The organism is Acholeplasma equirhinis, assembly GCF_017052655.1.
GTDB lineage: Bacteria > Bacillota_I > Bacilli_A > Acholeplasmatales > Acholeplasmataceae > Acholeplasma > Acholeplasma equirhinis.
On the sequence record NZ_JAFIDC010000001.1, the window covers coordinates 260225 to 286006 of the forward strand.

A 25782-nucleotide genomic window follows, 5' to 3' on the forward strand; every position below is an offset into this window, starting at 1 on the left:
AATAACTTACAAAAAAGTTATTTTATATCAATATTATTCGTAAAGTTATTTGAATGTTTTATATTTTTAACAAGTTTTTTAATAACAACAAAACCTAAACTTAAAATAGAATAAATCAAAATATGAATAAATTTACTTTCTAAGATCAAAGTGTGTTCAAAAAAGAAGAAATCATAAAACTTCGTCCCTACGCCAAAGATACTATAACCCGTGTTCATGAAAACACGGTAACTTAACATGTAGGCAAAAATAAGTAATAAATTAGATAGTATAAATGTTTTTGGATTGATTGTAATAATCCCTGAACAAAATGCATGTACAAGATAAGCAAATGTAACTGAGTTCATGAATAGAATCCAGAAGTATCTTTCGTATGAATAATTCATTTGAGAATAGAACATTAAGACATCAAACATGTTAACCAGTAATGCAAAAGATATGTAAAATGAAACGGTTAAAACTGAGATTTTTACTCGAGACTTGTTAGGTAACATAATGACAAGTCCACATAGAAGAATCAGTAAATTGGATACATTTAAACTAGGTAATAGCATTTGTGTATCGGTTGAATCAATATTTGAATTGGTATAAACTTCTCCAAAAGTGACACTATATGTTAAAAGTATAAATAAACCAACGAGTGAATTAAAATTCTTACTCATCAATTTTTGTTCCTTAAAACTTACAAACATACAAAAAAGAGTGAATGCAATAATAACAAAAAATCTAAGATAATAAAGATACTGAACCATTGATTAATCCCTCCTTTTTGTAAACTTTTGATTGAATAAATAGAATGATTAGATAGCTTACTGTAATTAATCCTAGTAAACCAAACCAATAAATACCAAGATTGATGTAAGAATTATCTGTAACAACTCTGTTATAGATGTTATGCCTTCCATTTAAGTTCAAACCAAAATAAGATGTATCATAAATGAAATTTAAGGTTGCCATAACTAGTGGTACTGACATAATAAAGATAAATGTGAATAGCGTTTTAATTTTAGTAAATTTAACTTCTTTACTAATTATTAAGTAATAACCATAGAGTGAAACTAATGTATGACCGATTTGATCAAATGACATCGAAGTGTATAAGTATTCACCTGCATGTATTACGTAATTAATCGAATTTACACAGGTTGCTCCAAACATTGGGAACGACATTAGAGCGAGAAAGTAATTGACCGGTTTTTGAAATTTGGATGGTAGAAAAATTAAGATTGTAATTATGGTAAATGTAAAAGGACTATAGTTTCCAAAAGGAATCAACAGTCTTAACCAAGCTGTGTTATTCTCAATCAATTTCTCAAATAAGTTCTCCAAATAACAAACAGAGATCATTGCGAAAACTAGCTTTTTTTGAATTTTAGTTAATTTAATTTTCTTTTTAGAAATTTCAAGTATACCCAGGATGATAAGTGCTAAATTAAATATAGCTAAAAATATATAAATGGATTGACTCAGTACTGCATTCATCATATACTCCAAATATTTTTATATCTGTATTGAAAATAGCAATATTTGAATATAATTAGTAAAAAAATCCCTTAATGGCAGTTTAAATGCTTTGAATGCCTAAACTTTCTATATTTCTCAAATAAATACATAATTTCCACAATAATCAGTTGATGTCTAAAAACTGTATTTCAAGTGGCTGAAAATATTTAAAATGCTGTTAAACTATAGGGTAGTAATGACTATAAATTATTAAAAATAGATAGAAAGAACATATGATGGGACTATTTGACTTTTTAAAAAAACAAAAAAATAAAAAAAGCCAAGCTGAAATAGAAGCACTACTTAACAGCGGTTTAACACTTTCTAAAGAAGGTAAACACAACGAAGCATATCCAATCTATTTGGAACTTTATCAATACGAAAAAACACCAATAAATGCTTTTAACTTATTACAAGCATCAGTCTATACAGATAATAGAGAAATTGAAACGGAAACTTTTGATCTTCTAAAAGACTATATTCCAGACACAAAATTTGAACCTATGGAATTGCATGGTGCATTTGTTAAATTGTATTATGGCTTAGTGCTTTGTGATAATCAGAGAAATGATGAAGCTATACCATTACTTGATTATTTACTTGAAAAATTAAGTGAGTTCCAACTTACGGACTCTAAATTCTTATACGCAAATGGCATGCCTCACGTTGGTATGGTAAAGGATCTTTTACAAAGAACCTTTAAAAATGATCCTGTCAATTTAGCGATCTATAAAAAGAAACTTCTAAATGTTGTTGATGTTGAAAGTAAACAAGCACTAATTGAGCATTATAAATTCGAGAAATAATTTGAAAAAAGTTTGATAAATTTATCAAGCTTTTTATTATGTATTATTTTCATGAAAATTTTCATAAATCTTGCTATAATGATTTAAGAAGGATGATAATTTTTATGACAGAAACACAAATGATTATCTTTGGCGTCTCGTTCATATTTGTTATGACAACAGCAGGTGCCGCATTAATTTACTTTTTTAAAGAAGGTTTATCGCCTAAATTAAACACAATATTCTTAGGTTTTGCAGCAGGTATCATGATCGCTGCAAGTATTTGGTCATTATTAATTCCAGCAATTGATCAAAGTGAATTTTTAGGAAACTTTGCATTCGTTCCTGCTGCACTTGGATTCTTACTAGGTGGATTATTCTTATATGGTATAGATAAAATCGTACCGCATTTCCACAGTGAAACCAAACAAGAAGAAGGAATGAAAACCAAACTTTCTAAATCAACCAAATTATTCCTTGCAATGGCAATCCATAATATTCCAGAAGGATTAGCTGTAGGATTTGCATTTGGTGTTGCTTTAGTTACGCAAGATGCAACAAGAGCTGCTGCATTCACATCAGCACTTGGATTAGCAATTGGTATTGGTCTACAAAACTTTCCTGAAGGGGCTGCAGTTTCATTACCTATGGCTGAAGAATTAGGTAGCAGAAATAAAGCATTTGGTTATGGTGCATTCTCAGGGATTTTAGAACCAATTGCTGCAGTAATTGGTATTATTCTTGCGACAAGTTTAACAACCATTCTACCTTGGTTCCTTGCTTTTGCTGCTGGTGCGATGATTTATGTTGTTGTTGAAGAACTCATACCTGATTCACACGTTTCTGAACATCCACATTTAGGTACATGGGCAGTGATGGTTGGATTTGTTATTATGATGATTCTAGATGTTGCTTTAGGTTAAACCACTTTAAAATAAACTTTACGGCTTGATTAAATTCAAGCCTTTTATTTTGAAAAAATAATTTCTATTCAAACCTTTATAAACTATAATAGATACATAAGAGGTGACTAACTATTAAAAGTCAAGTACCTTTTGTAGATAAACAGTAAAAACCTCCTTTTGCTAATTAAATTCGGAGGTTAGCTAGTATTACAGATGACTTTTACTTAACCGCCACAGTTTAAGTAAAGAGTTTAAATGAGTTTAGAAGAATCGAAATCTTCATGATGTGTTTCAAGATGATGAATCACTCTGACAAGCTTTTTAGAAAGATGAATGAGTACGACACGGTGATGCTTACCCTCTTGTTTCTTCTTGGTGTAGTAGTCGTAGAAGATGGGGTTATAGATCATAACCATCATTGAGATATTGATGAGTGTTGCGCGTAAATACTTGCTACCGCGTTTGACGAGTTTTCCGGTCGAAGACATCGTTCCAGATTGTTTGATCGTAGAATCGAGACCTGCATAGGATAACATTTCAGAAGGATTAGAAAAAAGTGAAATATCACCATATTCTGAAATGATGACAGCTGCTGAGATAACTCCAATACCTTTAATGGTTTGAATTCGTGTAGGATACTTACCCATTAAAGAAGTGATTTGTTTCTCAGTTTCTTCAATATCCATGTTAAGTTGTTCGACATAAGAAATCGAAGTTTTGAGTTTAAAGAGTTGATGATCTTGTGTGATACCGATGGTCGATGCTGCTAGAGTTTTCAGATTAACAAACTTAGGATAACTGAATTTCCCCATCGATAATTTACGTAGTGTTTCAAAATGAACATCATTCATTTTTGCGATTCTTTCAGGTGATGAAAACTGCTTCAAAATGTATAAAGATGTATCACTATAGCCTTGTTCTCGCATAAAAGGCTTGAATTCAGGAAAGATAACATCTAAGACTTTAGTCATCATGTTGTAGTGTTTCGTCCGAATCGAGATGAGTTTGAAGCGTAACCTGGTTAGTGATTTTAGGGCACTTATATGATAAGATTGATGATGATAGGCTTTGTAGTCTACAGATCTCATATAAGTTGAAATCATTTGTGCATCTTTCTTATCCGTCTTTGTTTTTCTTAGTGATTGGGCTTCTGAAAACTTCTTCACGAGAAAAGGATTAATCTCCATGAATGTATATCCATGGAAGGTAAGAAATGACTTAAGATTTTCACCGTAGTGACCTGTAGCCTCAAGGCCTATTATCATTTCTTGCTTGACTAAGGGTTTAAAGTGTCCTAATAGTTCATTAAACCCAGACTGACTGTTCTCAAATGAGAACTGTTGATCAACTGTTTCAGTGGCGATGAAACAGTCGTGCTTGTACTTAGAAATATCGATTCCGATATAGATCATAAGTACACCTCCTAAAATTAAATGTGTACATGTGGTAAGTCCAGCGAGTCTTTATCTCATAATCATGTAAAAAGCGTCTTGCGCTAACTAACTATTGCTGATTAAAATAAAGACCGTGGTGAGCGTCACCTCTAAACAGTCATAGCCGTATTACAATGACACAAATCCACAGTACATTATTAGTATATTAAATTAGAACGAAAGGAGTAAAGATTTAAATAAGTCTTAAGTACTAACTTAATACAGTTTAAATCTTACATGAATATAATGTTTAAATCTAAATTTTTAGAAGGTGTAGATTTATCAAAATCTAATGCAGTCTACACACTAAATAATGGTGTAAAAATCCCGGTTGTCGGTTTTGGTACTTGGCAAGTTAAAGATGGGGAAGAAGCATATCATTCTGTACTACATGCACTTAAGGTAGGTTACAGGCACATTGATACTGCAGAAGCATACAGAAATGAAGAATCCGTTGGTAGAGCGATTAAAGACTCAGGTGTTCCAAGAGAAGAAGTATTTATTACAACAAAACTATGGAATAAGCATGCAACTTATGAAGATGCTAAAAAAGCATTTGAAGAAAGTTTAAAAAAACTAGGTTTGGACTATGTGGATTTATATATTATTCATTGGCCAAATCCATATATGCATCGTCCAAATTGGGAAGTAAGAAACAAGGAAGTTTATCATGCGATGGAGGATCTCTACTTTGAAGGTAAAGTTCGTGCAATTGGTGTCTCAAATTTTAGAGTGCATCATTTAGAGGCATTACTTAAGACGGCAAAAGTGGTTCCAACAGTTAACCAAATTTTTGTTAATCCAAGTGATCAACAAGAAGAAGTTGTTTCATTTGGAGAAAAACATGGCATTTTAACAGAAGCTTATTCTCCACTTGGTACTGGTAAGATTTTTGAATTAACTGAATTAAATGTACTTGCAAGTAAATACCAAAAATCAATCGGACAAATTGTCTTAAGATGGAGTTTGGAACATGGATATTTACCACTTCCAAAATCTGTTACACCAAGTCGTATTAAAGAAAACCTAGAATTATTTGACTTCAAATTAGATGAAGATGATATTTTAAAACTAGATGAACTACATGGTGCATTTGGATTAACATCAGATCCTGATCAAGTAGACTGGTAAAAGAATAATTCTTGTAATAAATACCTATTGATTGTATACTTTATGTAATTAAATAGTTTACCTTGGTACATGGGGTAATACAGATTAAATCTGTAAAAATTAAAGGAGATACTTATGAATAGTATTCGAATTAAAGTACCAAGTGATTTAATTGTAGCTTTCTATCCACATCCTGAACCATATGGTGATAACTATTTTGTTGTCGATTTAGAGAATGGAATGTACACTGATGTGTTTGAAATGGAGAATGAATTCTACACGATAACGAATGATACAAAATTAATTAGTTATCTAAACAAAAAAAGAAAAGGTCTGATTTAATCAGGCCTTTTCATTCTTTTAGACACGTTTATATGGTGTGTAACTCTTTTCTGGTTCTGTTTTAGGTTTGATGACTACAAAACCATAAGGTTCAATATTAAATTCCATTAAACCAGCAAGTAAAGTTACCGGTTCAATTTTACCGAAGACATAATTAAATCCACTAAAATTCATGAGTTTTGAATCTTTAAGTAAAACAGTTTCTTTAACTTGTTGATTTGTTGGATTAACGACAACGATACAAGTATCTTTAACATTATTGGTTAATCTCATAAAAGAAATTAACTGATCAGAATCAATTGGGATAAAGTCACCAATTTTTAAGGCTCTATTATCTTTATGTAGTTTAATAAGTGATTTAGTCCAAGCAAGTGTTTTATTTTCTTCACTTACTAAATCCCAACGCATCGGTGCTCTATTTGCAGGGTCAAAGCCACCATCCATGCCAAGTTCAGTTCCATAATATAAATTAGGAGAACCAGGTAATGTAAATTGTAGAACTTGTGCAAGCTGTTGAAGTTTTTCTGTTTCAAGTAGATTTTTCAGTCTAGGTACATCATGGTTATCTAATAAGTTCCAAGATTTTAAAATCGGTTCAATACCAGCATCGTTAATTGTATCAGTGATCATTTTCAATGCTTTTTTAGCAGAGATTTCACCACGAAGTAATCTCAAGGTGATTTCTCTGAAAGTGAAATTCATAACACCATCAATAGATTTTAACCATTTTTCAGGATAGTTCCAAATTTCACCGACGATCATTGTATCTTCTTTATCAAGTCTTGCATGATCGCGTAAATCTTTTAGGATATTAAATCCGATATCAAATGCAACATCCAGTCTCCAACCATCTACACCTTGTTTAATATATGAACGGATAACAGAATCATTTGAACGATAAATGTAATCTTTTACTGAATCGTTTTCTAAATTAAGTTCAGGTAAACTCGGTGCATCTGCCCAAAGTCTAACACCTCTTGGGTATTTTTGATTGAAATCAAAGAAATCACGGAATCCCTCGTTTTTAAGTGCTTTTTGGAATAAAGGATTATTGATACCAACATGATTGAAAACACCATCTAACATGATTTTCATGTTATTACTATGGATATTTGAGATCAATTGTTGCAAATCTTCCTTAGTTCCGAACTCTTTTGAAATTTCAAGATAATCGGTGGCATCATATTTGTGGTTTGATAATGATTCACATATAGGATTTAAATATAAAACATCCATACCGAGATTTTTGATGTAATCTATTTTTTCTGTTACACCTTTTAAGTCACCACCCCAAAAGTCGAGTTCGTGTGACCAATATCTAACATCTTCTAAAAAAGTACCACCTTTTGGAAGTTCACCCCAAGGTTTTAGATTTTTAGGATAAGGATAAAGGTTCCTTTTTTCTTCGATGGTTTTAGATGAGTAAAAACGATCCACAAGTACTTGATAGACTAAAGCACCATTTCGCCAATCTTTTTCTCTGATATCAAATTTATTTTCTGACATGATTTTGCACCTCTAGAAATATTATACCCTTTATTCATGAAGACTCAAAATGACTCCTTCACAAAGTGAAACGCTTTCATATCATAAGTTGTGTAACAAAATGTAAAAACTTTCACACACTTACATTTTCTGTTATAACTTTCTTTGCAAATAACTTTTATTTTATGTAGACTAAAGGTGTAGAAAACGATACAGAAAAATTAAATAAAAAGGAGAACGTATCATGGGAACAAAAGACAAATTAGCAGCAATCAGAGAGGCAGTCTTAGCTAGACTAAAAGAAGTCTACAAGAAGGATGAATTTGCAAAAGAAGCAAAAACTTTAGAGTATATTATGTGTATCATTGAAGCTGATGATAAACTTGTAGATTTTGCAAAAGAATGTTTAATCAGAACATACGAATAATCAATTAAAGAAACCTCTTCATAATGTGCCTACCTATTCATAACCCCTTTAGGTTTGTTAGGTAGGTTTTTATTTTTAAATGATTTTGTTATAATGAGAATACATTATAATCAATTAAAAATCATATAAAGGATAAGTGTATTCATTGATGGGGAATAATTCTAAATTTGTGCAAAATCGTAAGCTTTGGTATAGAGGCCTTAAAAAGCTTATGCATGGAAGATATAAAAAACCAGAATTTATCTATTTAGGTGAGAAACCAAAAGAAGGATCAATCATACTTTCTAATCATGTAGGAACAGATGCACCAATGTCTTTAGAAATCTATGCTGATTTTCATTTAAGAATGTGGGGAACACATGAAATGAATTCAGGATTAATCAAAATGTATAAATATCAATCGAGAGTCTATTATCATGAAAAGAAACATTGGAATTTACATTTAGCACGTTTATTTTGTTTAATAGCAAGTCCACTAACAAATCTTTTCTATAAAGGGTTAAAACTCATTTCAACGTATAAAGATTTTAGATTCAAGTATACATTAGAAGAAAGCTTAAATGTAATCAAACATACAAAAGAAAATATTGTAATATTTCCAGAAAAATCTGATGCAGGTTATTTGGATCAACTTCAAGGATTTCATGAAGGATTTGTAATACTTGCAGAATACTTATTAAAAAGAGATATTGATGTACCAATTTACGTATCTTATTTCAATAAAGAGAAGATGACTTATACTTTTGGAAAACCTGAATTATATAGTGAATTAAAAAATAAATTTAATGATCGAAGAGAAATTGCAGAGTATTTAGTAGCTGCTTGTAATGAACTTTATAGTATATAAATTGGTTTGTTTAAGATAAGATATATAATTCGCTTGATATAGCGATTTATAATTGTTACAATGTATTCAACTTTATAAATGAAATCAGGTGTTATTTTGGAAAAGTTCGTTAAAGAATTATTAACAGAAAATATATTAATGCGCATATCAAGTAGATACAAAGTTGAGAGAAAAGCGTTAACTTTTATCGGTGGATTTGAAAATTATATTTATGGATTTGAGAAAGATAATAAGTCATATGTTGTTAGAGTTTCTCATAGCTCACATCGTGATTTAGAAGATATCAAATCCGAACTTGATTTTGTCTTTTACCTTGCGACAAATGGTGCAAAAGTTTCAATGCCTGTTTTAACAATTGATCAAAATCTTGTTGAAAAAATAGATGCATCTGATGGGTCATATTTTATTATTTCAGCATTTACAAAAGCTGAAGGAAAAGCACCGAAAATAGAAGATTTTAGTACAGATTTTTTCATCAATTATGGAAAAGTCATTGGTCAATTTCATAGATTAACTCAAAATTATACGCCTTCACCTGGTATAAAAAAGAGATTTGTTTGGTATGAAGACCAAGTATTAGTTGAAGCAGATAAGTATTTAGATACAAACGATAAAATTATCTTAGACAGATTAAAAGAAGTGATGGATGAAATTAAAAAAATCCCAAAAACACATGAGAATTTTGGACTCATTCATACGGATGTCCATATGGGTAATTTCTTCATTAAAGATAATCAATTTACTGTCTTTGATTTTGATGATGCAAGTTATCATTATTTTATTAGTGATATTGCAATATTCTTATATTATTTAACTTGGTTTACAAATGAAGTTGATCGACTTAAATATGGAAATTTCTTTATGATCAACTTTATGAAGGGTTATAAAGAAGAATTCAATTTATCTAAAGAAGATTTCATACATATTGATAAATTCTTGAAACTAAGAGAGATTTTACTCTACATCAATGTATATAAAACACTTGATGTAGAAAAAGATGAATTTGCGAAAAGATACATTGAAAGATATCGTGATAAAATCATTAATCGTGTTCGTTTCATTGAATTAAACTTTGAAGATTATATATAATTTATAAAATCGCTTATTATAGCGATTTTTTTGTTATAATGAGATTAAAACATAAACGAAAATGGGATAGGTAGATATGAAAAATAAAATAATTCAAAAACTTGGGTTAGTGGAAACTAACGGTCTTTATTTTATTGAGCGAGATGGATTTAAATTTCAAATTGTTGAAGCAAAAAATGGAATTTTTAAAGTTCCATTAATTGTTATGATTTTTAATCGTTCTTTATCAAACGATGAATTTAAAGTAATTTCAAAAGGTAATCCGCTTGCATTACGTGGTGTATTATTTGATGTTTTTAAACCGAAAAATGCAATTTATTATGGATTAATGATAGATAAAATGGATAAACTTAATGAATTTTTAGATAAGCAAGTAGCTAAATATAGCGCATTAGGTTTAGAACAATTGACAGAAGATATTACAGGTAGTGATGTAACAGATGGTTATAAGTACATGAATTTTACAGCAATGAGTGGTCAAATCTTATTAAATAATGTAGAGGTTCCTGTTAATCTTAATAAGTTTGAAGCAGAAATAAAACTTGAAGAAGAAAAATTAAAAGATGAAGCAGTTGATGTCAAGAAGTATCCAGTTGCACTCCTCATGGCACTTGTTGGTGCTTTTGTTGGTGCGATTCCCTCTTTAATTCTTTATTCGTTTGGATATATGCACGCACTTGTTTTCATGATTATTCCACTTGTCTCTTTTACACTGTATAAACAATTTAAAGGTCCAAAAACAATCCCACCCATCATTTTTATTGGTATTGTTGGTGCAATTGCTGCAGTCGGTACATATATTTATGGATTAAGTACGATTGCTGAAGCATATGATGTTCCATTCAATTTATTGTTTGAAGATGCTGAATTTGTTGCGATTATTATCGAAGATCTTTTATTTACAGTTCTATTCTACGCGATTGGTTTATATTTCTCATGGCGTTTTATGTATAAAGAAACAACAGCTAAAAGGTTAAAAGATATTCAAAATATAAAGTAGTTAATAAGAAGTTAAGGTAAGGCATTTAAATATTTTCAGTAGTGATAAAAATACGGTACTTACAAGTGCCGTATTTTCTTTATTGGATGTCTCATTTTTAACACAATTGAGTATAAAAATAAGAAATTTGAAGTTTCATATCAAATAACAAGATATTTATATATCTTATGTTAAAATAGTAAAGGTTTATTACATGGGAGGATATCAAACATGCTAAATGTATCGAACGTTACTTATCAAATTGGAAAAGATATTTTATTTGAAGATGTCAATATAAAATTTACAGAAGGAAACTGTTATGGGGTCATTGGTGCTAATGGTGCCGGTAAATCTACACTATTAAAACTATTAAGTGGTAAATTACAAGTTTCTAAAGGTACAATTTCATATCCACAAACAAAACGTATGTCTGTTCTAGAACAAGACCACTTTAAGTATGACAATTTTACAGTCATGGAAACTGTTTTAATGGGTAACCAAAAACTTTTTTCTGTAATGAAAGAAAAAGAAGCAATCTACATGAAGGAAGACTTTACGGATGCTGACGGTGTCAGAGCTGGTGAACTCGAAGAGTTATTTGACCAAATGAATGGTTGGAATGCTGAATCTGATGCTGCAATTTTACTATCTGGATTAGGTGTTGAACCTAAATTCCATTATGAGCAAATGGCAAATTTAGAAGGTAATTTGAAAGTTAAAGTTTTACTTGCAAGAGCGATCTTTGACAATCCTGATATTTTACTATTAGACGAACCAACAAACCACTTGGACATTGAAGCTGTACGTTGGTTAGAAAACTTCTTAATTGATTTTGAAAATACAGTTATTGTTGTATCACATGATCGTTATTTCTTAAATAAAGTTTGTACACATATTGTTGATATCGACTACAAGACTGTTAATCTTTTTGCAGGCAATTATGATTTCTGGTACGAATCAAGTCAATTAATGCTTAAACAAATGAAAGAACAAAATAAGAAGTCTGAAGAAAAAATTAAGGAACTTCAAGATTTCATTTCTAGATTTAGTGCAAATGCATCTAAATCTAAACAAGCAACTTCACGTAAAAAATTACTTGATAAAATTGAATTAAATGAAATTAAACCTTCAACTAGACGCTATCCATATATTAATTTTAAGATTGAGAAACCTTTAGGTGATGATATCTTAAAAGTAGAAAACTTAACCAAGACTGTAAATGGTAAAAAGATCTTAGATAACATTTCATTTACAATTGGTAAAGAAGATAAGATCGTATTTGTTGGTTTAAATCAAAAAGCACATACCATGTTATTTGATATCATAGCCGGTAAAGAAACTGCGGATAGTGGTGTAATTCGTTGGGGTCAAACAACGAATGTAGGTTATTTTGAAAAAGATCATAATTATGAATTTACAACAGATACTAAAATGGTTGATTGGTTAACTGATTACTCACCAAATAAAGAATCCGCATATGTTAGAGGATTCCTTGGTCGTATGTTATTCTCAGGTGATGATGCACTTAAATCAATTAAAGTTTTATCTGGTGGTGAAAAAGTTAGACTTTTAATGAGTCGTATGATGATTTTATCCAAGAATGTTTTAATTCTTGATGAACCGACGAACCATTTAGATATGGAAACTATTACTGCACTTAATAAAGGATTACAAGAGTTCCAAGGTGTCGTATTATTTACGACACAAGATCATCAACTTGCATCAACAGTTTCAACTAAACTTTTCGAAGTTAAAGAAGATGGTAAACTGATTGAACACATTGATTCATACGAAACATATCTAGAAACATTATAAAACTAACAAGTCTAGTACTTAAGTACTGGACTTTTTTATAAATGAGTATTTAATGTTAAAATTAAATTAGAAGAATCAATAAAGAGGTGTCAATATGAAAAGTTTAGTAAGTGTTTTTTTAACATCGTTATTTGTAGTTTTCTTAACTGCATGTTTTGGAACAAGAACCGATCTATTTTATTTATCAGTCGAAGAAACTACATATTCAATTTCATCGGATGAAACACTACCTGAACTTTTTGGATATCAAATTGAGTCTATAGAACTTGAATTTACTGATTTAAATCAAACTGTCAATGATGACTACACATATGAAAAGAACGAATTTGGTGATTTTTCATATTCTGATATCAAACTTTATCAAATTAATCTTATGATTAGACTCAATGGTGGTTCACCATTTGATGTTAATTTAGAATTTGGTGGTAATGCGAATCCAGGAAGAAAAAATGCTTATAAATTTACTGCAAACATTCCACAACTACATCATGAAACAAGTGAATATAGAATCGTATTAGAACTAAATAGTAATACTGGTGGTAATTTCAATAAACTTGGTTATATTTTGATTCAATTCATTAATAATAAATCATCAGAATATGATCATATCTATAATCTTAGAACTGAAATTGAAAATCAAAGAATTAAATCACTTAATAATTTAGATAATTTATTTTATAATTTCAAAAGAGCTGACTACACACAAGAAAATTGGAACCTTTTATTTTCAATTGAAAAAGATGCAAGATCTGCGATAAATCAAGCTGAAACTAAAGAAGAAATCTTACAATTTTTTAGTAAAGCAGTATCAGATTTGAATGCAGTTCCAAAAATAAATTAATGTAAACTAGATGATTGAGAATACTTTAAAGACTTGAAAAATAAGTGAAAGTTTGATACTTTTGTATCAGGCTTTTTTCTTTTAATATTTATGCATATTATAGTGCTATAATTAAATCATGAATTGTGAGGGAAAAATATGCTATCACTTAGATCACTTTATAAAATAGGACATGGTCCATCATCCAGTCATACAATGGGGCCAGCACTTGCAATGAAGACCATTGTAGAAGAAAATCCAGAAATTACATATTTCAAAGTAACTTTATATAATTCACTTGCATTAACAGGTAAAGGTCATCTAACTGAAGATGCGATGTTAGAAACAGTACATCCAAGAGAAATTACTTTTGATACTAAAATTGACTTAGAGAAGTTTGCGAATACAATTTTAGTTTTAGGTTATAAAGGTGATGAATTAGTCTCAACCGATGAAGTAAAGTCTACTGGTGGTGGTAGAATTGTTTTTGTTGGTCGTGAATCAGAAGAAGTTCAAGTTTATCCTCACAAGAATTTCAATGAAATTAAAGCATATTGTCGTCGTCACAAAATTTCACTATATGAATATGTATTAAAGTTTGAAGGTGAAGACATAATTGACTATTTAAAGTCAATTTGGGAAGCAATGAAAGCTGCTGTTGAACGAGGCATTAAAACAGAAGGTGTTTTACCTGGACCATTAAAGGTTCAAAGAAAAGCAAAAACTTTATTTGAAAAAGTAATGGCTAAAGAACCTTCTGAAATTACAGAAAACAGATTAGTTTCAGCTTATGCATTTGCAGTCAGTGAAGAAAACGCTGCAGGAGGTATCATTGTTACTGCACCAACTTGTGGTGCTTGTGGTGTCTTGCCGGCTTTGTTATACTACATGAGACATAAGCATAAATTTATTACAGACGAGAAAATCATTAAAGCACTTGCAGTTGCTGGTTTATTTGGTAATTTGATTAAACATAACGCATCTATCTCAGGTGCTGTTGCTGGTTGTCAAGCTGAGGTTGGATCTGCATGTTCAATGGCTGCAGCGGCTCACGCAACACTCTTTAATTTAGATATTAACCAAGTTGAATACGCAGCAGAGATTGCAATGGAGCATCATTTAGGTTTAACTTGTGATCCAATTAATGGATTTGTTCAAATTCCATGTATTGAAAGAAATGCTGTTGCAGCACTTCGTGCGATTGATGCATGTGGACTTGCATATTTCTTAAGTGATTCAAGAAAAATTTCATTTGATACAGTCATAGAAACAATGTACCAAACAGGCTTATCTATGCATACGGATTATAAAGAAACATCCATTGGTGGACTTGCTAAAAATTATAAAAGTACAGACGAAAATTGTTGGTAAGGAAAGGAATTTATTATGTTTAAATGGTTAAAAAAATTATTTGAAAAACAAGAAGATGATTATTCTGATATTCAAAAAGAACACAAAAGAAAGTTTGTTGAATATTTAGAAGAACATAAGAATGATAGTCCAACTTTAGAGGCTATGTACATTATCTTTAATAAACAAGATATTGAATTAGCACAACTTATTAGAGATAACAATTTAGAAGTTATGTATGATCATATTTTGGATGATGGATACTTTGAAGTTTTTGTTCAAGACGAAAACACGATATTAGAACAAGTTTATGTAACAGTTGGTATCGAAAGTAACTTACCATTTATAAATACACAACGTGTGGAAGAACCGATAGAGATTAATGCAGATATGACTGCTAAAGAAATTGTTGAATTTGTCATTAAAGAAGTTAAATTACAATTAATAGCGATTAAATAAACTATAAATTGAGAGCCTTGGTGAACTGCACCCCATTTAGTAGACACTAATAAAAAAAAGGTATATCTATAAATTCATTATAATTAGTAAACATCTCTATAATAAACATATGGAGGTGTTTTTTTTGAATAAAGTTTTATAATATTTTTAAGTGGAACAATACTCAAGTGGCTTAAGAGGCTCGTCTCGAAATCGAGTAGGTCTGTAACAGGATGCGAGGGTTCAAATCCCTCTTGTTCCGCCATCTTTTGGAAAGTACACACTAAACCTTTATCTTTTTTAAATACCTTAATAAAAAGCCATACACTTTTCATATATAAGTGTATGGCTTTTTAATGAGTTATATTATTTATTTTGGAATAGAATTACCCTACATAAATTAAGAATGTGGTAGAAATACCTTCTAAAGTTTTATGTGAAATGTTAACAGCATATACAGAGTAACCTGAATCTGCTAAATCAATATCAAATATATTAAATGAAAAGTCAGAAAGTGGTGCGTCTACAGTTTCAAAATTAGCTGTTAAATAAGTTAAAAATAAACCATCAAGTTCAAGAGTTTCACTGGTTGGAACTGTTTGATAGAAAACTGTTGCTGGAAAATCTGTAATATAAACCATTTTAATTAAATTTGGAGATTCTTTTACAAACACAGTAAAGTCAGCTTCAAAATGATTGTGTTTAACTCTAATTGTATGTGCTCCTAACTGATTTAATGCTGTGTTTGATAGTGTGTAATCATCAGCAGTTAGATCTTTAACATCACCATTACTGTTGTAAGATTGAACTTTTAAACCAGTTGCATCAAATGTTTCACCTAAAATGTAAACTGTTTTATTTGGTGCTTCAATTGAAATGCCAATCGTTGTAGGGAATAAACCCGTACATCCGACTAATATCAATGTAAAAAAGAAAGCCATTATTGACAATATTGTTTTTTTCATATTATCCTCCTACCCTTTATATAACTGAAAAATAATTACATCTCACGTGTTATGCTTTATGTTGAATGTCAATGTCTATAACCTATTAATTCTATGTACTAATAGTTGAACCAGTTTTCCATATATAAAAAAGGTGAATCTATTAGGATTCGCCTTTTGACTTTTGTTTATTAACTATGAACGTACGTTATCAACCATTGTATTGATTTTATCAATATTAGCTGCTGATAAAGTAGTTAATGGAACCAAAACGTTTGTAGCATTCTTATTGTAGTAAGTTAAGTTAGCAAGTGCCCAGTTATGATACCATTCATCTTCGCTGTCAAGATTTGCAACGATTAAATCGTATGCTTCAACTAATGCAGTTGCATAACCAACAACTTCACTATTTAATGCAACAACTTCAGGATCAAGTAAGAAGTTGATAAACTCATGAGCCATATCTACTGACTTAGAAGTTGTAGGAATAACTAAGTTATCCATGAAACCCATTGTAGTTTCTGGAATATAAATATCAAAAATTGCTTGAACTTCTTCTAAAGTTTTACCGTCTTCTAATTGAATGTATAAACGATCTAGATAGTCACCTGTGTAAACAAATGCCATATCAAGGTTGTTTGATTCTACATTACGTTTAAGTAAATCATCAGCCCACTCAACAAAATTTGCTTGAAGAATAGCTTCTTCAGCGGCATTTAATGAAGCAGTTGTAACTGTGTTAATATCTTGTTCTAAATAGAAAGAAGCAGCAGCATAAGCATATTGAGGTACATCATACATACCGCGTCTCACATTTGCAGGTGTTAAACTTGGATCGAAGAAAGCACTCCAACCATGCGTTTCAAGTGCAGTTTTTAAACCTTCAACACGATTGTTATAGATAATACCGAATGATCCCCAGAAGTATGGAACTGCATAATCTGTATAATCAACAGTTTTACCAGTTCTAGTAAGTGTTGTTGCAGTCATAGCTTCAAAGATATCATTTACACCTTCCATATAAGTCACATTTGCATGATTAGGTAATTTAGTGTAATCAAGTTTAACTAACATATCTTCATCAACCATACGTTCAACCATATAATCTGATGGAATTACGATATCGTAAGCAGTTGTACCACTTTTAATTTTTGCATAAAATGATTCATTTGAATCAGTGACATCGATAGAAACACGATATCCAGTTGCATCTTCAAAAGCTGCAACAACATCATCATTGATGTATTCGCCCCAGTTAAGGATGCGTAAGACTTGTCTTTGATCACATGCAACTAGCAATGTGATTGCAACAATTGCAAACATTGTAATAACTAATTTCTTCATTTTTTCTTTCCCTTTCTCTTTCTTTGAAGTATTTGTACGGTTATTAAACTTATTAATGTAAATAGGGTTAATAGAGTAGAAAATGCATAGACTGATGGTGTAAGATTACGACGACCTAGTACACCATAAATCCATATTGATAAGTTATCATACCCAGCACCAGTAGTGAAGAAACTGATGACAAAGTCATCAATACTCATGGTTAAGGCAAGAATCATTCCTGAGAAGATACCTGCTTTAACTGCTGGTACAATAACAAGATGAATAGCTTTCATAGGTTTAATACCTAAGTCCTGAGCTGCATCAATTAAGTTTGGATCAAGTTCTTTTAATTTTGGTATTACACTTAGAATGACATAAGGTAGTGTAAAGAATAAGTGTGCAAGTACAAGCGTTGTAAGACCAAAGATCTCAGGGAAGATAATCATTAAAAATCTAAACATGATCATTAATGAAAAACCCGTGACGATATCCGCATTTAAGATTGGTACATTGTTTAAGAACATAATTCTACTGCGTGCTTTCTTAGGCAAGTTATAAATACCTATCGCAAAGATTGTACCAAGCACAGTTGCAATTGTTGTTGCAATTGCAGAAACTAAGAATGTATTTGAGATTGCATTTAATAAGTCAGGTTCACTAAATATATTTAGATACCATTCAAATGTGAAACTATCAAAAATTGAAGTGTTTTTACTTGAGTTAACAGATTGTATCGCAATAACAATAATTGGTAAATAAAGGAAGATAATCATTGTAATTGCAAATAAAACGGAGAAAACTTTAAGAATGGGTTTTAAAAATGAATAATCTTTATAACCATAATCAGAAACTTTTGCTTTTTCATATTGATTTGTCATAATAGCGTTTCTCCTTCCTTATCAAACTTACGGATTAGAAGGATTGCTAAAAAAATGATTAATAACATGGATGCTGAGAGTAGTGCACCATCATTAAAAATTGTGTAGTTAAATTTAGTTTCAATAATATTACCTAAGAATACCATGTTGCCTTTAGATAAAATCTTTGGAATTGCAAATCCTGAGAATGTAGGTAAGAAAACCATGATTGCCCCTGTAACTACACCTTTAAATGAAAGTGGGAAGGTTACATAAAGAAATGTTTTAAGTGGTGTTAATCCTAAATCGGAAGATGCTTGATTTAAACTTGGATCAATTTTTTCTAAAGCAGTATATATTGGAAGAATCATAAATGGTACATAGGTGAAGACCATACCAATTAAAATACCAGTTGGTGTACCAATTAAACCACCTAATGGACTAAATCCAATGAGTTCTACTAATATGTTATTCTCATTCATAATATTTGCTAATGCATCAATTCTTAAGATTAGATTACTCCACATAGGCAGAATCATAATCGTCATAATTGCAAACTTATTATTAAACTTACTTTGATAAATAATGTATGCTAGCAAATATCCAATAACAAAACTGATTAAAGTTGTTAAAGCGGCATAAGTTAAACTGTTTGAAAATGCAGTTGTAATCGATCTTTCTCCAAACATATCAAAGTTTTCAAATGTGAAATGAACATTTGAAAATGAAATATTAGAAGTCATATCTGTGAAACCTAATACAACTAATGCAATCATCGGAATGAAGACAAGAAGCATAATCCAAACAGTATAAGGAATAGATAAAAGTTTATACTTACTTGTTTTCATTTGAAACCCTCATTAAATGAATTTCATATGGGTCTACTTTTAATCCAATCTGGCTACCAAGTTCAAATGATTCATAATCATTTACTAAAACTTCTTGATTATCAATATTGACAATCAGTTCATTATGAACACCTTTGAAAAGTGAGAAGGTTACAAGTCCTTTAATTGTTGCTTTTTCAACTGGTACGACATCAAAGTCTTCTGGACGAATAACAACATCAACAGGATCACCAATATTAAACTCATCATATCCAATGTACTTAAATTTACTACCCAGGAAAGTTACTTCATTGTGATCTGTAATAGTTCCAGGGAAGATATTTGTTTCCCCAATAAATCTTGCAACATATCGATTGACAGGTTCATTGTAGATTTTCTTTGGAACACCGATTTGTTCGATGATACCATTTTTCATAACAACAATACGATCTGACATTGTCATAGCTTCTTCTTGATCATGTGTAACAAAAATAAATGTAATACCTAATTTATTTTGCATTTCTTTCAATTCGTATTGCATGTTTTGACGAAGTTTTAAATCAAGTGCTGCTAATGGTTCATCTAGAAGTAGAATTTTTGGACGATTAATTAATGCTCTTGCAAGTGCGACACGTTGTTGTTGACCACCTGAAAGTTGATCAATTTTACGTGTATCGTAACCTTCAAGTTTAACCAGTCTAAGCATTGATTTAGCATCTTCATAAATTAAAGTTTTAATTAGTTTACGAATATTCTTTTTCTCAGATGAAGCTTCAATTTTATCTTTATAAAATTCCGCTAAATATTTAAGTGGACGATGGTTTAAACCAAATGCCACATTATCGATTACATTTAAATGAGGAAATAATGCGTATTTTTGGAAAACAGTATTGATTGGTCGTGCATATGAAGGAATATCACTAAAATCTTTTCCTTCGATAAGTATTGTTCCTGCATCAGGATTTTCAAATCCACCGATCATTCTTAATGTTGTTGTTTTACCACATCCTGAAGGACCTAGTAATGTCACAAACTCATTTTTGTAAATAGTTAAATTGATATTATTTACAACAGCTTCTGCATCAAATATTTTACTAATATTGATGAGTTCAATTAAAGGTTTTTTATCCAATGTCGGACTCCTATAATAATTAATTTTACAAGCAATAATTATATACTAATTTTTACAGTTTGCAAGCATAATATTTCAGCAATTTCTTAAGAAATTTATTTTACGTAAGTTCAACGCATTAATTTTCAATTTAACAGCCTCATGAAGCGATTAATATAATTATATAAATCGTAACGAACATTAATTTAAACTATGTTAATTTAAAGAAAAAATAAGTATAAATAATTGAGTAATCACTACTGTTATGATTTCAGTAAAAATCTAAGTAAGAAAAACATTAGTTTAGAAAAGAGTTGAAAATTATTTATGGCATAAAAAAAGGGGAAGTACCCCTTGATTGTTAGTCTAAATTTACATGTATTCCAGCTGTGAATCCGGTTGAGAATGCAGAAGTAATGTTGAATCCCCCAGTAAATGCATTAATATCTAATACTTCACCACAAAATGAAACATAAGGATTCATTTTAGATTGCATTGTTTTTGGGTCAACTTCTTTAACCATGACACCACCATTGGTTACAAATGCAGCACCAAAACCTCTGGTAGCATAAGTTGTCATCGGAAAGTCTTTAAGCATTTTAAGATATTCTTTACCTGCTGTATCTTTACAAAAATCAACAAGTCTTTTTGGGACATTATGATCTCTAAATAAATCATCCAGTGTTTTAGATTGCTCAAGTTCTCCTAAGGAAACCTTAGGTAAGAAATCTATTGAAAGTTTAACGGGTTCATTCTTTTCTTCAAGTAAGTTGAGTGCATAGAAAGAAGCGCGTAGTGCAGCAGGACCAGAAAGTCCAAAGTGTGTAATTAATAAATCGTGTGTAATTGTTTTTTTAATTTTCTTTCCATCCCATACAGATAGACTAACATCTTTAAATGATAATCCTTGTAAAGTTTTATCGTGGATGAATTGATCGTTTGATACAAGAGGTACCTCTGCAGGCAATAGTTTAGTAATTGTATGGCCATATTTTTCTGCGAGACGATGGCCAGTACCATCAGATCCTGTTGCAGGAAGGGTTATACCACCCGTTGCAATAATTAAATGTTGATACTTCATATATTCATCATTTATAATGATTTCTTTTCTTTCAACATTTACATCTGATACATAGCTGTTTAATAGGACTTTGACATTTAGTTGTTTAATTTTTTCTTTTAAAGTATCTACAATATCTTGTGCTTTATTTGAAACAGGAAACATCCTTGCATGATCTTCCTCTTTTAGTTTACAATTGAGTTTTTCAAAGAATTCAATAATATCATTTGGTCCAAATGAATTTAATGTTGAATATAAAAATCTACCGTTTTTAGGAATATATTCAACGACTTCATCAACAGGCATTCTGGCAGTCACATTGCATCGACCACCACCTGTTAATTTCATTTTAGTACCCAAATCCTTACCACGTTCAACTAAAATGACTTCATAATTTTTATGGTGCATTTTTGCAGAAATTGCAGCCATCATCCCAGATGGTCCACCACCAATAATCACAATTGGATTCAAGTTTTATACCTCCATAAAAATATATAGAACTATTATAGCATGCGAAAAGCGCACTTAAGTTATATAAATCAAAGTTGGAATTTATTTTGAATAAGGATATCATTATTTAAAGTTGTTACATGTTAAGATATAAATAGGAATGTTGATAAAACATAATCATATTTGGAGTTAGAAATTGATAAATCAAAACTTAAAAAAATATATAGAACAAAACATTCTTCCAATATATCAAAAACTTGATAAAGCGCATTCTGGCAATCATGTTTTTGATGTCATCAATAAATCCTTTGAAATTGCAAAAGACTTTGATGTGAATCTAGATATGGTTTACACGATTGCTGTATTTCATGATATAGGTTTAATTAAAGAAAGAGAGCACCATCATTTAATTGGTGGAAAAATGTTAGAAGATGATCCATTTATACAATCATTATTTTCTAAGGAAGATTTATGCATCATGAAAGAAGCAGTTGAAGATCATCGTGCAAGTTCCAAAACACCACCACGATCAATTTATGGAAAAATCATTTGCGAAGCTGATCGTTCTGACACAATGGATATTGTGATTGAAAGAACGATACTATTTAGAATGAAAAACAATGAATCGTTTGAATCAATATATCCTGATGTCTTAAAACATATTCAAGATAAATACGGTGAGAACGGATATCTTAAAGTTTGGTTAAAAACACCAGGAACAACGAAAATGCTAACTGAAATTAGAAAATTATTACAGCATGAAATTGAGTTTAAGCAATATGCTCAAAAAATTTATGAAAAAATAAAAACTAATGGAGAATCTAATGATTAGATTAGCAAAACCAAGTGATTTAGAGCATATTATGGCTATTTATAAAGATGCTAGGGAATTTATTGCATCTTATGGGTCACCACAGTGGCAAAATATTTATCCATCTGTAGAAATAGCATTAAAAGATATTCAAAGTAATGCTTTGTTTGTATATGAAGAAGAAGAGATTTTAGGTGTAATGTCCGTATTTGACTATGAATCAACTTATGAATTTATTGAAGGCAAATGGTTATCTAATAAACCATACAAAGTTATTCATCGAATTGCAACTAAAGCATCATCCCGAGGGAAAGGAATTTCTGCAAAGTTAATTAATTATGTTTTTGAACATTTGAATGCGCAAAGTATGAGAATTGATACGCATAAACTTAACCTGCCAATGCAAAATCTTTTAATCAAATTAGGTTTTGAATACTGTGGGATTATTTATTTAAATCAAATTGAAGATAAAGAACGTTTAGCTTATCAAAAAGATATTTGAGTTTTCTATAATTGGTTCTATTTTTGACAAATATTTTCATTATTATAAATAATGATTTTAATTTATTAAAAAAAGCCTATAATTAAGTTGAATTGTACGATTAGTATTTAAGGAGAATTAATCATGTTTATTAAAAATGTAAATATTGTTTTAGAAAACAAAGAAGTTTTTGGGGATGTAACAATAAAGAACGGTATCATTACTGAAATTGTTGAAAAAGGTAAAGTTGATAGTAAAGCAAAATATTTAATTCCAGGTTTTATTGATGTACACATTCATGGATCTAATAATTTTGATGCAATGGATGCTAAACCTGAAGCAATTGAAAAAATGGCATTATCACTTATCAAAGAAGGAACAACAGGGTTCTTACCTACAACAATGACTCAAACAATTGAAAATATTGAAAAAGCTTTAGAAGCAATTGCTGTTTATGAAAAGAATCAAAATCCATTAGCAACTGAAGTTTATGGTATTCACTTAGAAGGTCCTTTCATTAATGAAGGTGCTGCTGGTGCACAACCTAAAAACTGTATTATCAAGCCAACAATTGAATTATTCAAATCATTCAATGCAAAAGCCAACAACTTAATTAAAAAAGTATCACTTGCTCCTGAAATTGAAGGTTCAATGGAATTAACAAAATACTTAAAAGAAAACAATATCGTTGCATCAATTGCTCATACAAAAGCCAACTATCAAACAGTAAAGCAATCAATTGAAGCTGGTATGACCTCACTAACACACTTCTATAATGCGATGACACCTCTTCACCACAGAGATATTGGAGTTGTTGGTGCTGGTTTACTACACAATGAATTAAATGCTGAATTAATTTTTGATAAAATTCACGTTTCAGTACCTGCAGCAAAAGTATTATTACAATCAAAAGGTGTTGAAAATATGATTTTAATCACAGACTCAATGCGTGCTAAATATTTACCTGATGGTGGTGAGTCTGAACTTGGTGGTCAAACTGTTTACATTAAAAATAATGAAGCAAGACTTGCTGATGGTACACTTGCAGGTTCGATTCTCAAGATGAATGACGGTTATAGAAATCTTGTGAATGATTTAGGACTTTCAATGGTAGAAGCTTCAATACTTGCATCAGTTAATCCTGCAAAACAATTAAATGTGTTTAATCAAGTTGGTTCAATTGCAGTAGGTAAGAAAGCAAACTTAGTTATCATAGATAAAGATATTAACGTTCTACAAACAATCATTAATGGTAAAATTGCATATCAACAATAATTAATTAGAGATTTTGACTGCTGTCAAAGTCTCTTTTTTACATGTTATAATGATTGTGACATAAGTTGGTAATAATATTGAGGAATTCATATGAAAAAGACAGTTTTAATTTATATTGAAAATGAAAATAAATATCTTTTGATTCTTAAACAAAAAAAAGATATGAATCAAAATAAATATAGTGGTGTCGGTGGAAAAATCGAACCAGGTGAAACCGCTTATGAAGCTGCAGTTCGTGAAACAAAAGAAGAAACTGGATTAACTATTAAACCAATCTTTAAAGGTATCGTTCATTTTCATCAAGGTGCATATGAAGAACATATGACATTATTTAAAGCATATGAATTCGAAGGCAAACTTCAAGCAAGTGATGAAGGTGATCTCTTTTGGATTGATAAGAACGAATTAAAAAAACTTCCGATGTGGGAAGGTGACTATTATTTTATTGAGAAATTAGAAAACGAAGACATTTTTGAAATGCACCTTTATTATGAAGGTGAAAAGTTAATTAAAATTGAATGACTTTTACATTAACTGAAATATGAATTTGATAAGAAGAAAGAAGATTTAGTAAATGAAAGAAACAGACCTTTATTTACCCTGTAAAGAACTTTTAGAATCTCTTGGATTTGAAGTTAAAGCAGAAGTCCTTCATACAGATATTACAGCAATTAAAGAAGGTTATACTGTCATTGTTGAGATGAAACTTAACATTTCTTTAAAGTTGATTTATCAAGCAATCGATCGTCAACGCTTTGCTGATAAAGTATATATTGCCTTACCAACTAAAGTGATTAGTTCACAAAAAAGTAACTTCAAACATTTTGCTAATCTTTTAAAAAGACTTGAAATTGGTTTGATTGCTGTTGGAAGAAAAGCAGAAGTTTTAATTGAAACCTTTGGATTTGATTTAAAAAGAAGTGTGACATCTAGTAGAAAGAAGAAAGAGCGTCTTGTAAAAGAGTTTTCACTCAGAAAATCTGACTTTAATGTAGGAGGATCAAAGGGTAAAAAAGTGACACACTATAAAGAAAAAGTGATTGAGGTTGCAAAACTTCTCTATAAAAAAGGACAGATGTCACCAAAAGAAATCAGTTTAGAAACCAACATTGACGATATACAAAACATTTTACGTAAAAATTATTATGGCTGGTTTAAGCCGATAAAAAGAGGTATCTATGATTTAACAGAATTAGGTATCAAAGAAATTGAAACAATGATTCCATCTGAGGAAGGTAATTCATATTTAGGTGCAACACCTTTCTTTGATGATGATATGCTAAATTAAAGTAAAAACTAAAAGAGAGTGGAC

27 protein-coding genes and 1 tRNA gene are annotated in these 25782 nt (G+C 30.4%); 18 read left to right on the plus strand and 10 right to left on the minus strand.

The genetic code is table 11. The features are described from left to right. Positions 1-17 precede the first annotated feature (17 nt). Complete coding sequence (locus JV173_RS01160) at positions 18-752, minus strand: hypothetical protein (protein WP_205734459.1); 735 nt, start codon at positions 750-752, stop codon at positions 18-20. After that, positions 727-1482: a hypothetical protein gene (locus JV173_RS01165; RefSeq protein WP_205734460.1), complete on the minus strand. Its 756-nt coding sequence runs from the start codon at positions 1480-1482 to the stop codon at positions 727-729. The genes JV173_RS01160 and JV173_RS01165 overlap by 26 nt, the downstream gene beginning before the upstream one ends. A gap of 254 nt (positions 1483-1736) precedes the next feature. Between JV173_RS01165 and JV173_RS01170 the strand changes: the two genes are divergently transcribed. Next, positions 1737-2309 carry a hypothetical protein gene (locus JV173_RS01170; RefSeq protein ID WP_205734461.1) on the plus strand — a complete coding sequence of 191 codons (573 nt, stop codon included), beginning with the start codon at positions 1737-1739 and terminating at the stop codon, positions 2307-2309. A gap of 104 nt (positions 2310-2413) precedes the next feature. Next, positions 2414-3211, plus strand: a complete 798-nt coding sequence (locus JV173_RS01175) for a ZIP family metal transporter (protein ID WP_205734462.1) — start codon at positions 2414-2416, stop codon at positions 3209-3211. A gap of 233 nt (positions 3212-3444) precedes the next feature. Here the strand turns inward: JV173_RS01175 and JV173_RS01180 are convergent, their stop codons facing one another. Beyond that, complete coding sequence (locus JV173_RS01180) at positions 3445-4605, minus strand: IS110 family RNA-guided transposase (protein ID WP_205734463.1); 1161 nt, start codon at positions 4603-4605, stop codon at positions 3445-3447. Positions 4606-4872: 267 nt separating this feature from the next. Here JV173_RS01180 and JV173_RS01185 point away from each other — a divergent pair, with 267 nt between their 5' ends. Both JV173_RS01185 and JV173_RS01190 read left to right on the plus strand, forming a co-directional pair. Then, positions 4873-5757, plus strand: a complete 885-nt coding sequence (locus JV173_RS01185; protein WP_205735428.1) for an aldo/keto reductase — start codon at positions 4873-4875, stop codon at positions 5755-5757. Between the two features lie 114 nt (positions 5758-5871). Beyond that, positions 5872-6078 (plus strand): hypothetical protein, encoded by a 207-nt coding sequence (locus tag JV173_RS01190; RefSeq protein ID WP_205734464.1) that lies wholly within the window; start codon positions 5872-5874, stop codon positions 6076-6078. An 18-nt stretch (positions 6079-6096) separates the two neighbouring features. On the opposite strand, the gene JV173_RS01195 is transcribed toward JV173_RS01190, so the two are convergent. After that, positions 6097-7584 carry a glycoside hydrolase family 13 protein gene (locus JV173_RS01195; protein ID WP_205734465.1) on the minus strand — a complete coding sequence of 496 codons (1488 nt, stop codon included), beginning with the start codon at positions 7582-7584 and terminating at the stop codon, positions 6097-6099. A 223-nt stretch (positions 7585-7807) separates the two neighbouring features. On the opposite strand from JV173_RS01195, the gene JV173_RS01200 reads away from it, so the two are divergent. From JV173_RS01200 to JV173_RS01240, 9 genes are all read left to right on the plus strand, one after another. Further along, positions 7808-7990: a hypothetical protein gene (locus tag JV173_RS01200; protein ID WP_205734466.1), complete on the plus strand. Its 183-nt coding sequence runs from the start codon at positions 7808-7810 to the stop codon at positions 7988-7990. 169 nt (positions 7991-8159) lie between these two features. Next, positions 8160-8837 carry a lysophospholipid acyltransferase family protein gene (locus tag JV173_RS01205; protein WP_205734467.1) on the plus strand — a complete coding sequence of 226 codons (678 nt, stop codon included), beginning with the start codon at positions 8160-8162 and terminating at the stop codon, positions 8835-8837. Between the two features lie 96 nt (positions 8838-8933). Further along, positions 8934-9926: a phosphotransferase enzyme family protein gene (locus JV173_RS01210; protein WP_205734468.1), complete on the plus strand. Its 993-nt coding sequence runs from the start codon at positions 8934-8936 to the stop codon at positions 9924-9926. Positions 9927-10002: 76 nt separating this feature from the next. Then, complete coding sequence (locus JV173_RS01215) at positions 10003-10926, plus strand: hypothetical protein (RefSeq protein WP_205734469.1); 924 nt, start codon at positions 10003-10005, stop codon at positions 10924-10926. Positions 10927-11136: 210 nt separating this feature from the next. Next, positions 11137-12720 (plus strand): ABC-F family ATP-binding cassette domain-containing protein, encoded by a 1584-nt coding sequence (locus JV173_RS01220; RefSeq protein ID WP_205734470.1) that lies wholly within the window; start codon positions 11137-11139, stop codon positions 12718-12720. Positions 12721-12814: 94 nt separating this feature from the next. After that, positions 12815-13561, plus strand: coding sequence for a hypothetical protein (locus tag JV173_RS01225; RefSeq protein ID WP_205734471.1), 747 nt, complete (start codon positions 12815-12817; stop codon positions 13559-13561). A 138-nt stretch (positions 13562-13699) separates the two neighbouring features. After that, positions 13700-14911, plus strand: coding sequence for an L-serine ammonia-lyase (locus JV173_RS01230; RefSeq protein WP_205734472.1), 1212 nt, complete (start codon positions 13700-13702; stop codon positions 14909-14911). 15 nt (positions 14912-14926) lie between these two features. Continuing rightward, positions 14927-15349: a hypothetical protein gene (locus JV173_RS01235; protein ID WP_205734473.1), complete on the plus strand. Its 423-nt coding sequence runs from the start codon at positions 14927-14929 to the stop codon at positions 15347-15349. 153 nt (positions 15350-15502) lie between these two features. Further along, positions 15503-15593: transfer RNA gene (locus JV173_RS01240), tRNA-Ser, on the plus strand. Between the two features lie 121 nt (positions 15594-15714). Here the strand turns inward: JV173_RS01240 and JV173_RS01245 are convergent. From JV173_RS01245 to JV173_RS01270, 6 genes are all read right to left on the minus strand, one after another. Further along, a complete protein-coding gene (locus JV173_RS01245; protein WP_205734474.1) occupies positions 15715-16293 on the minus strand; it encodes a bacterial Ig-like domain-containing protein in 579 nt (192 codons plus the stop codon). 174 nt (positions 16294-16467) lie between these two features. Further along, a complete protein-coding gene (locus JV173_RS01250; RefSeq protein WP_205734475.1) occupies positions 16468-17616 on the minus strand; it encodes an extracellular solute-binding protein in 1149 nt (382 codons plus the stop codon). Continuing rightward, positions 17613-18476 (minus strand): ABC transporter permease, encoded by an 864-nt coding sequence (locus tag JV173_RS01255; protein WP_205734476.1) that lies wholly within the window; start codon positions 18474-18476, stop codon positions 17613-17615. The genes JV173_RS01250 and JV173_RS01255 overlap by 4 nt, the downstream gene beginning before the upstream one ends. Beyond that, positions 18473-19303, minus strand: coding sequence for an ABC transporter permease (locus tag JV173_RS01260; protein WP_205734477.1), 831 nt, complete (start codon positions 19301-19303; stop codon positions 18473-18475). Before JV173_RS01260 ends, JV173_RS01255 begins: the two co-directional genes overlap by 4 nt. Beyond that, entirely contained in the window at positions 19290-20414 is a 1125-nt protein-coding gene (locus JV173_RS01265; RefSeq protein ID WP_205734478.1) for an ABC transporter ATP-binding protein, read from the minus strand. The genes JV173_RS01260 and JV173_RS01265 overlap by 14 nt, the downstream gene beginning before the upstream one ends. A 340-nt stretch (positions 20415-20754) precedes the next feature. Further along, positions 20755-21924 carry an aminoacetone oxidase family FAD-binding enzyme gene (locus JV173_RS01270; protein WP_205734479.1) on the minus strand — a complete coding sequence of 390 codons (1170 nt, stop codon included), beginning with the start codon at positions 21922-21924 and terminating at the stop codon, positions 20755-20757. 175 nt (positions 21925-22099) lie between these two features. On the opposite strand from JV173_RS01270, the gene JV173_RS01275 reads away from it, so the two are divergent. The 5 genes from JV173_RS01275 (at position 22100) to JV173_RS01295 (ending at position 25758) form a co-directional block, all read left to right on the plus strand. Further along, complete coding sequence (locus JV173_RS01275) at positions 22100-22735, plus strand: HD domain-containing protein (protein WP_205734480.1); 636 nt, start codon at positions 22100-22102, stop codon at positions 22733-22735. Continuing rightward, a complete protein-coding gene (locus JV173_RS01280) occupies positions 22728-23216 on the plus strand; it encodes a GNAT family N-acetyltransferase (RefSeq protein WP_205734481.1) in 489 nt (162 codons plus the stop codon). The genes JV173_RS01275 and JV173_RS01280 overlap by 8 nt, the downstream gene beginning before the upstream one ends. A gap of 123 nt (positions 23217-23339) precedes the next feature. Continuing rightward, positions 23340-24470 carry an N-acetylglucosamine-6-phosphate deacetylase gene (nagA, locus tag JV173_RS01285; RefSeq protein WP_205734482.1) on the plus strand — a complete coding sequence of 377 codons (1131 nt, stop codon included), beginning with the start codon at positions 23340-23342 and terminating at the stop codon, positions 24468-24470. A 90-nt stretch (positions 24471-24560) separates the two neighbouring features. Beyond that, a complete protein-coding gene (locus tag JV173_RS01290) occupies positions 24561-24992 on the plus strand; it encodes an NUDIX hydrolase (protein WP_205734483.1) in 432 nt (143 codons plus the stop codon). A gap of 52 nt (positions 24993-25044) precedes the next feature. Then, positions 25045-25758, plus strand: coding sequence for a DUF2161 family putative PD-(D/E)XK-type phosphodiesterase (locus tag JV173_RS01295; protein ID WP_205734484.1), 714 nt, complete (start codon positions 25045-25047; stop codon positions 25756-25758). Positions 25759-25782: the final 24 nt, after the last annotated feature.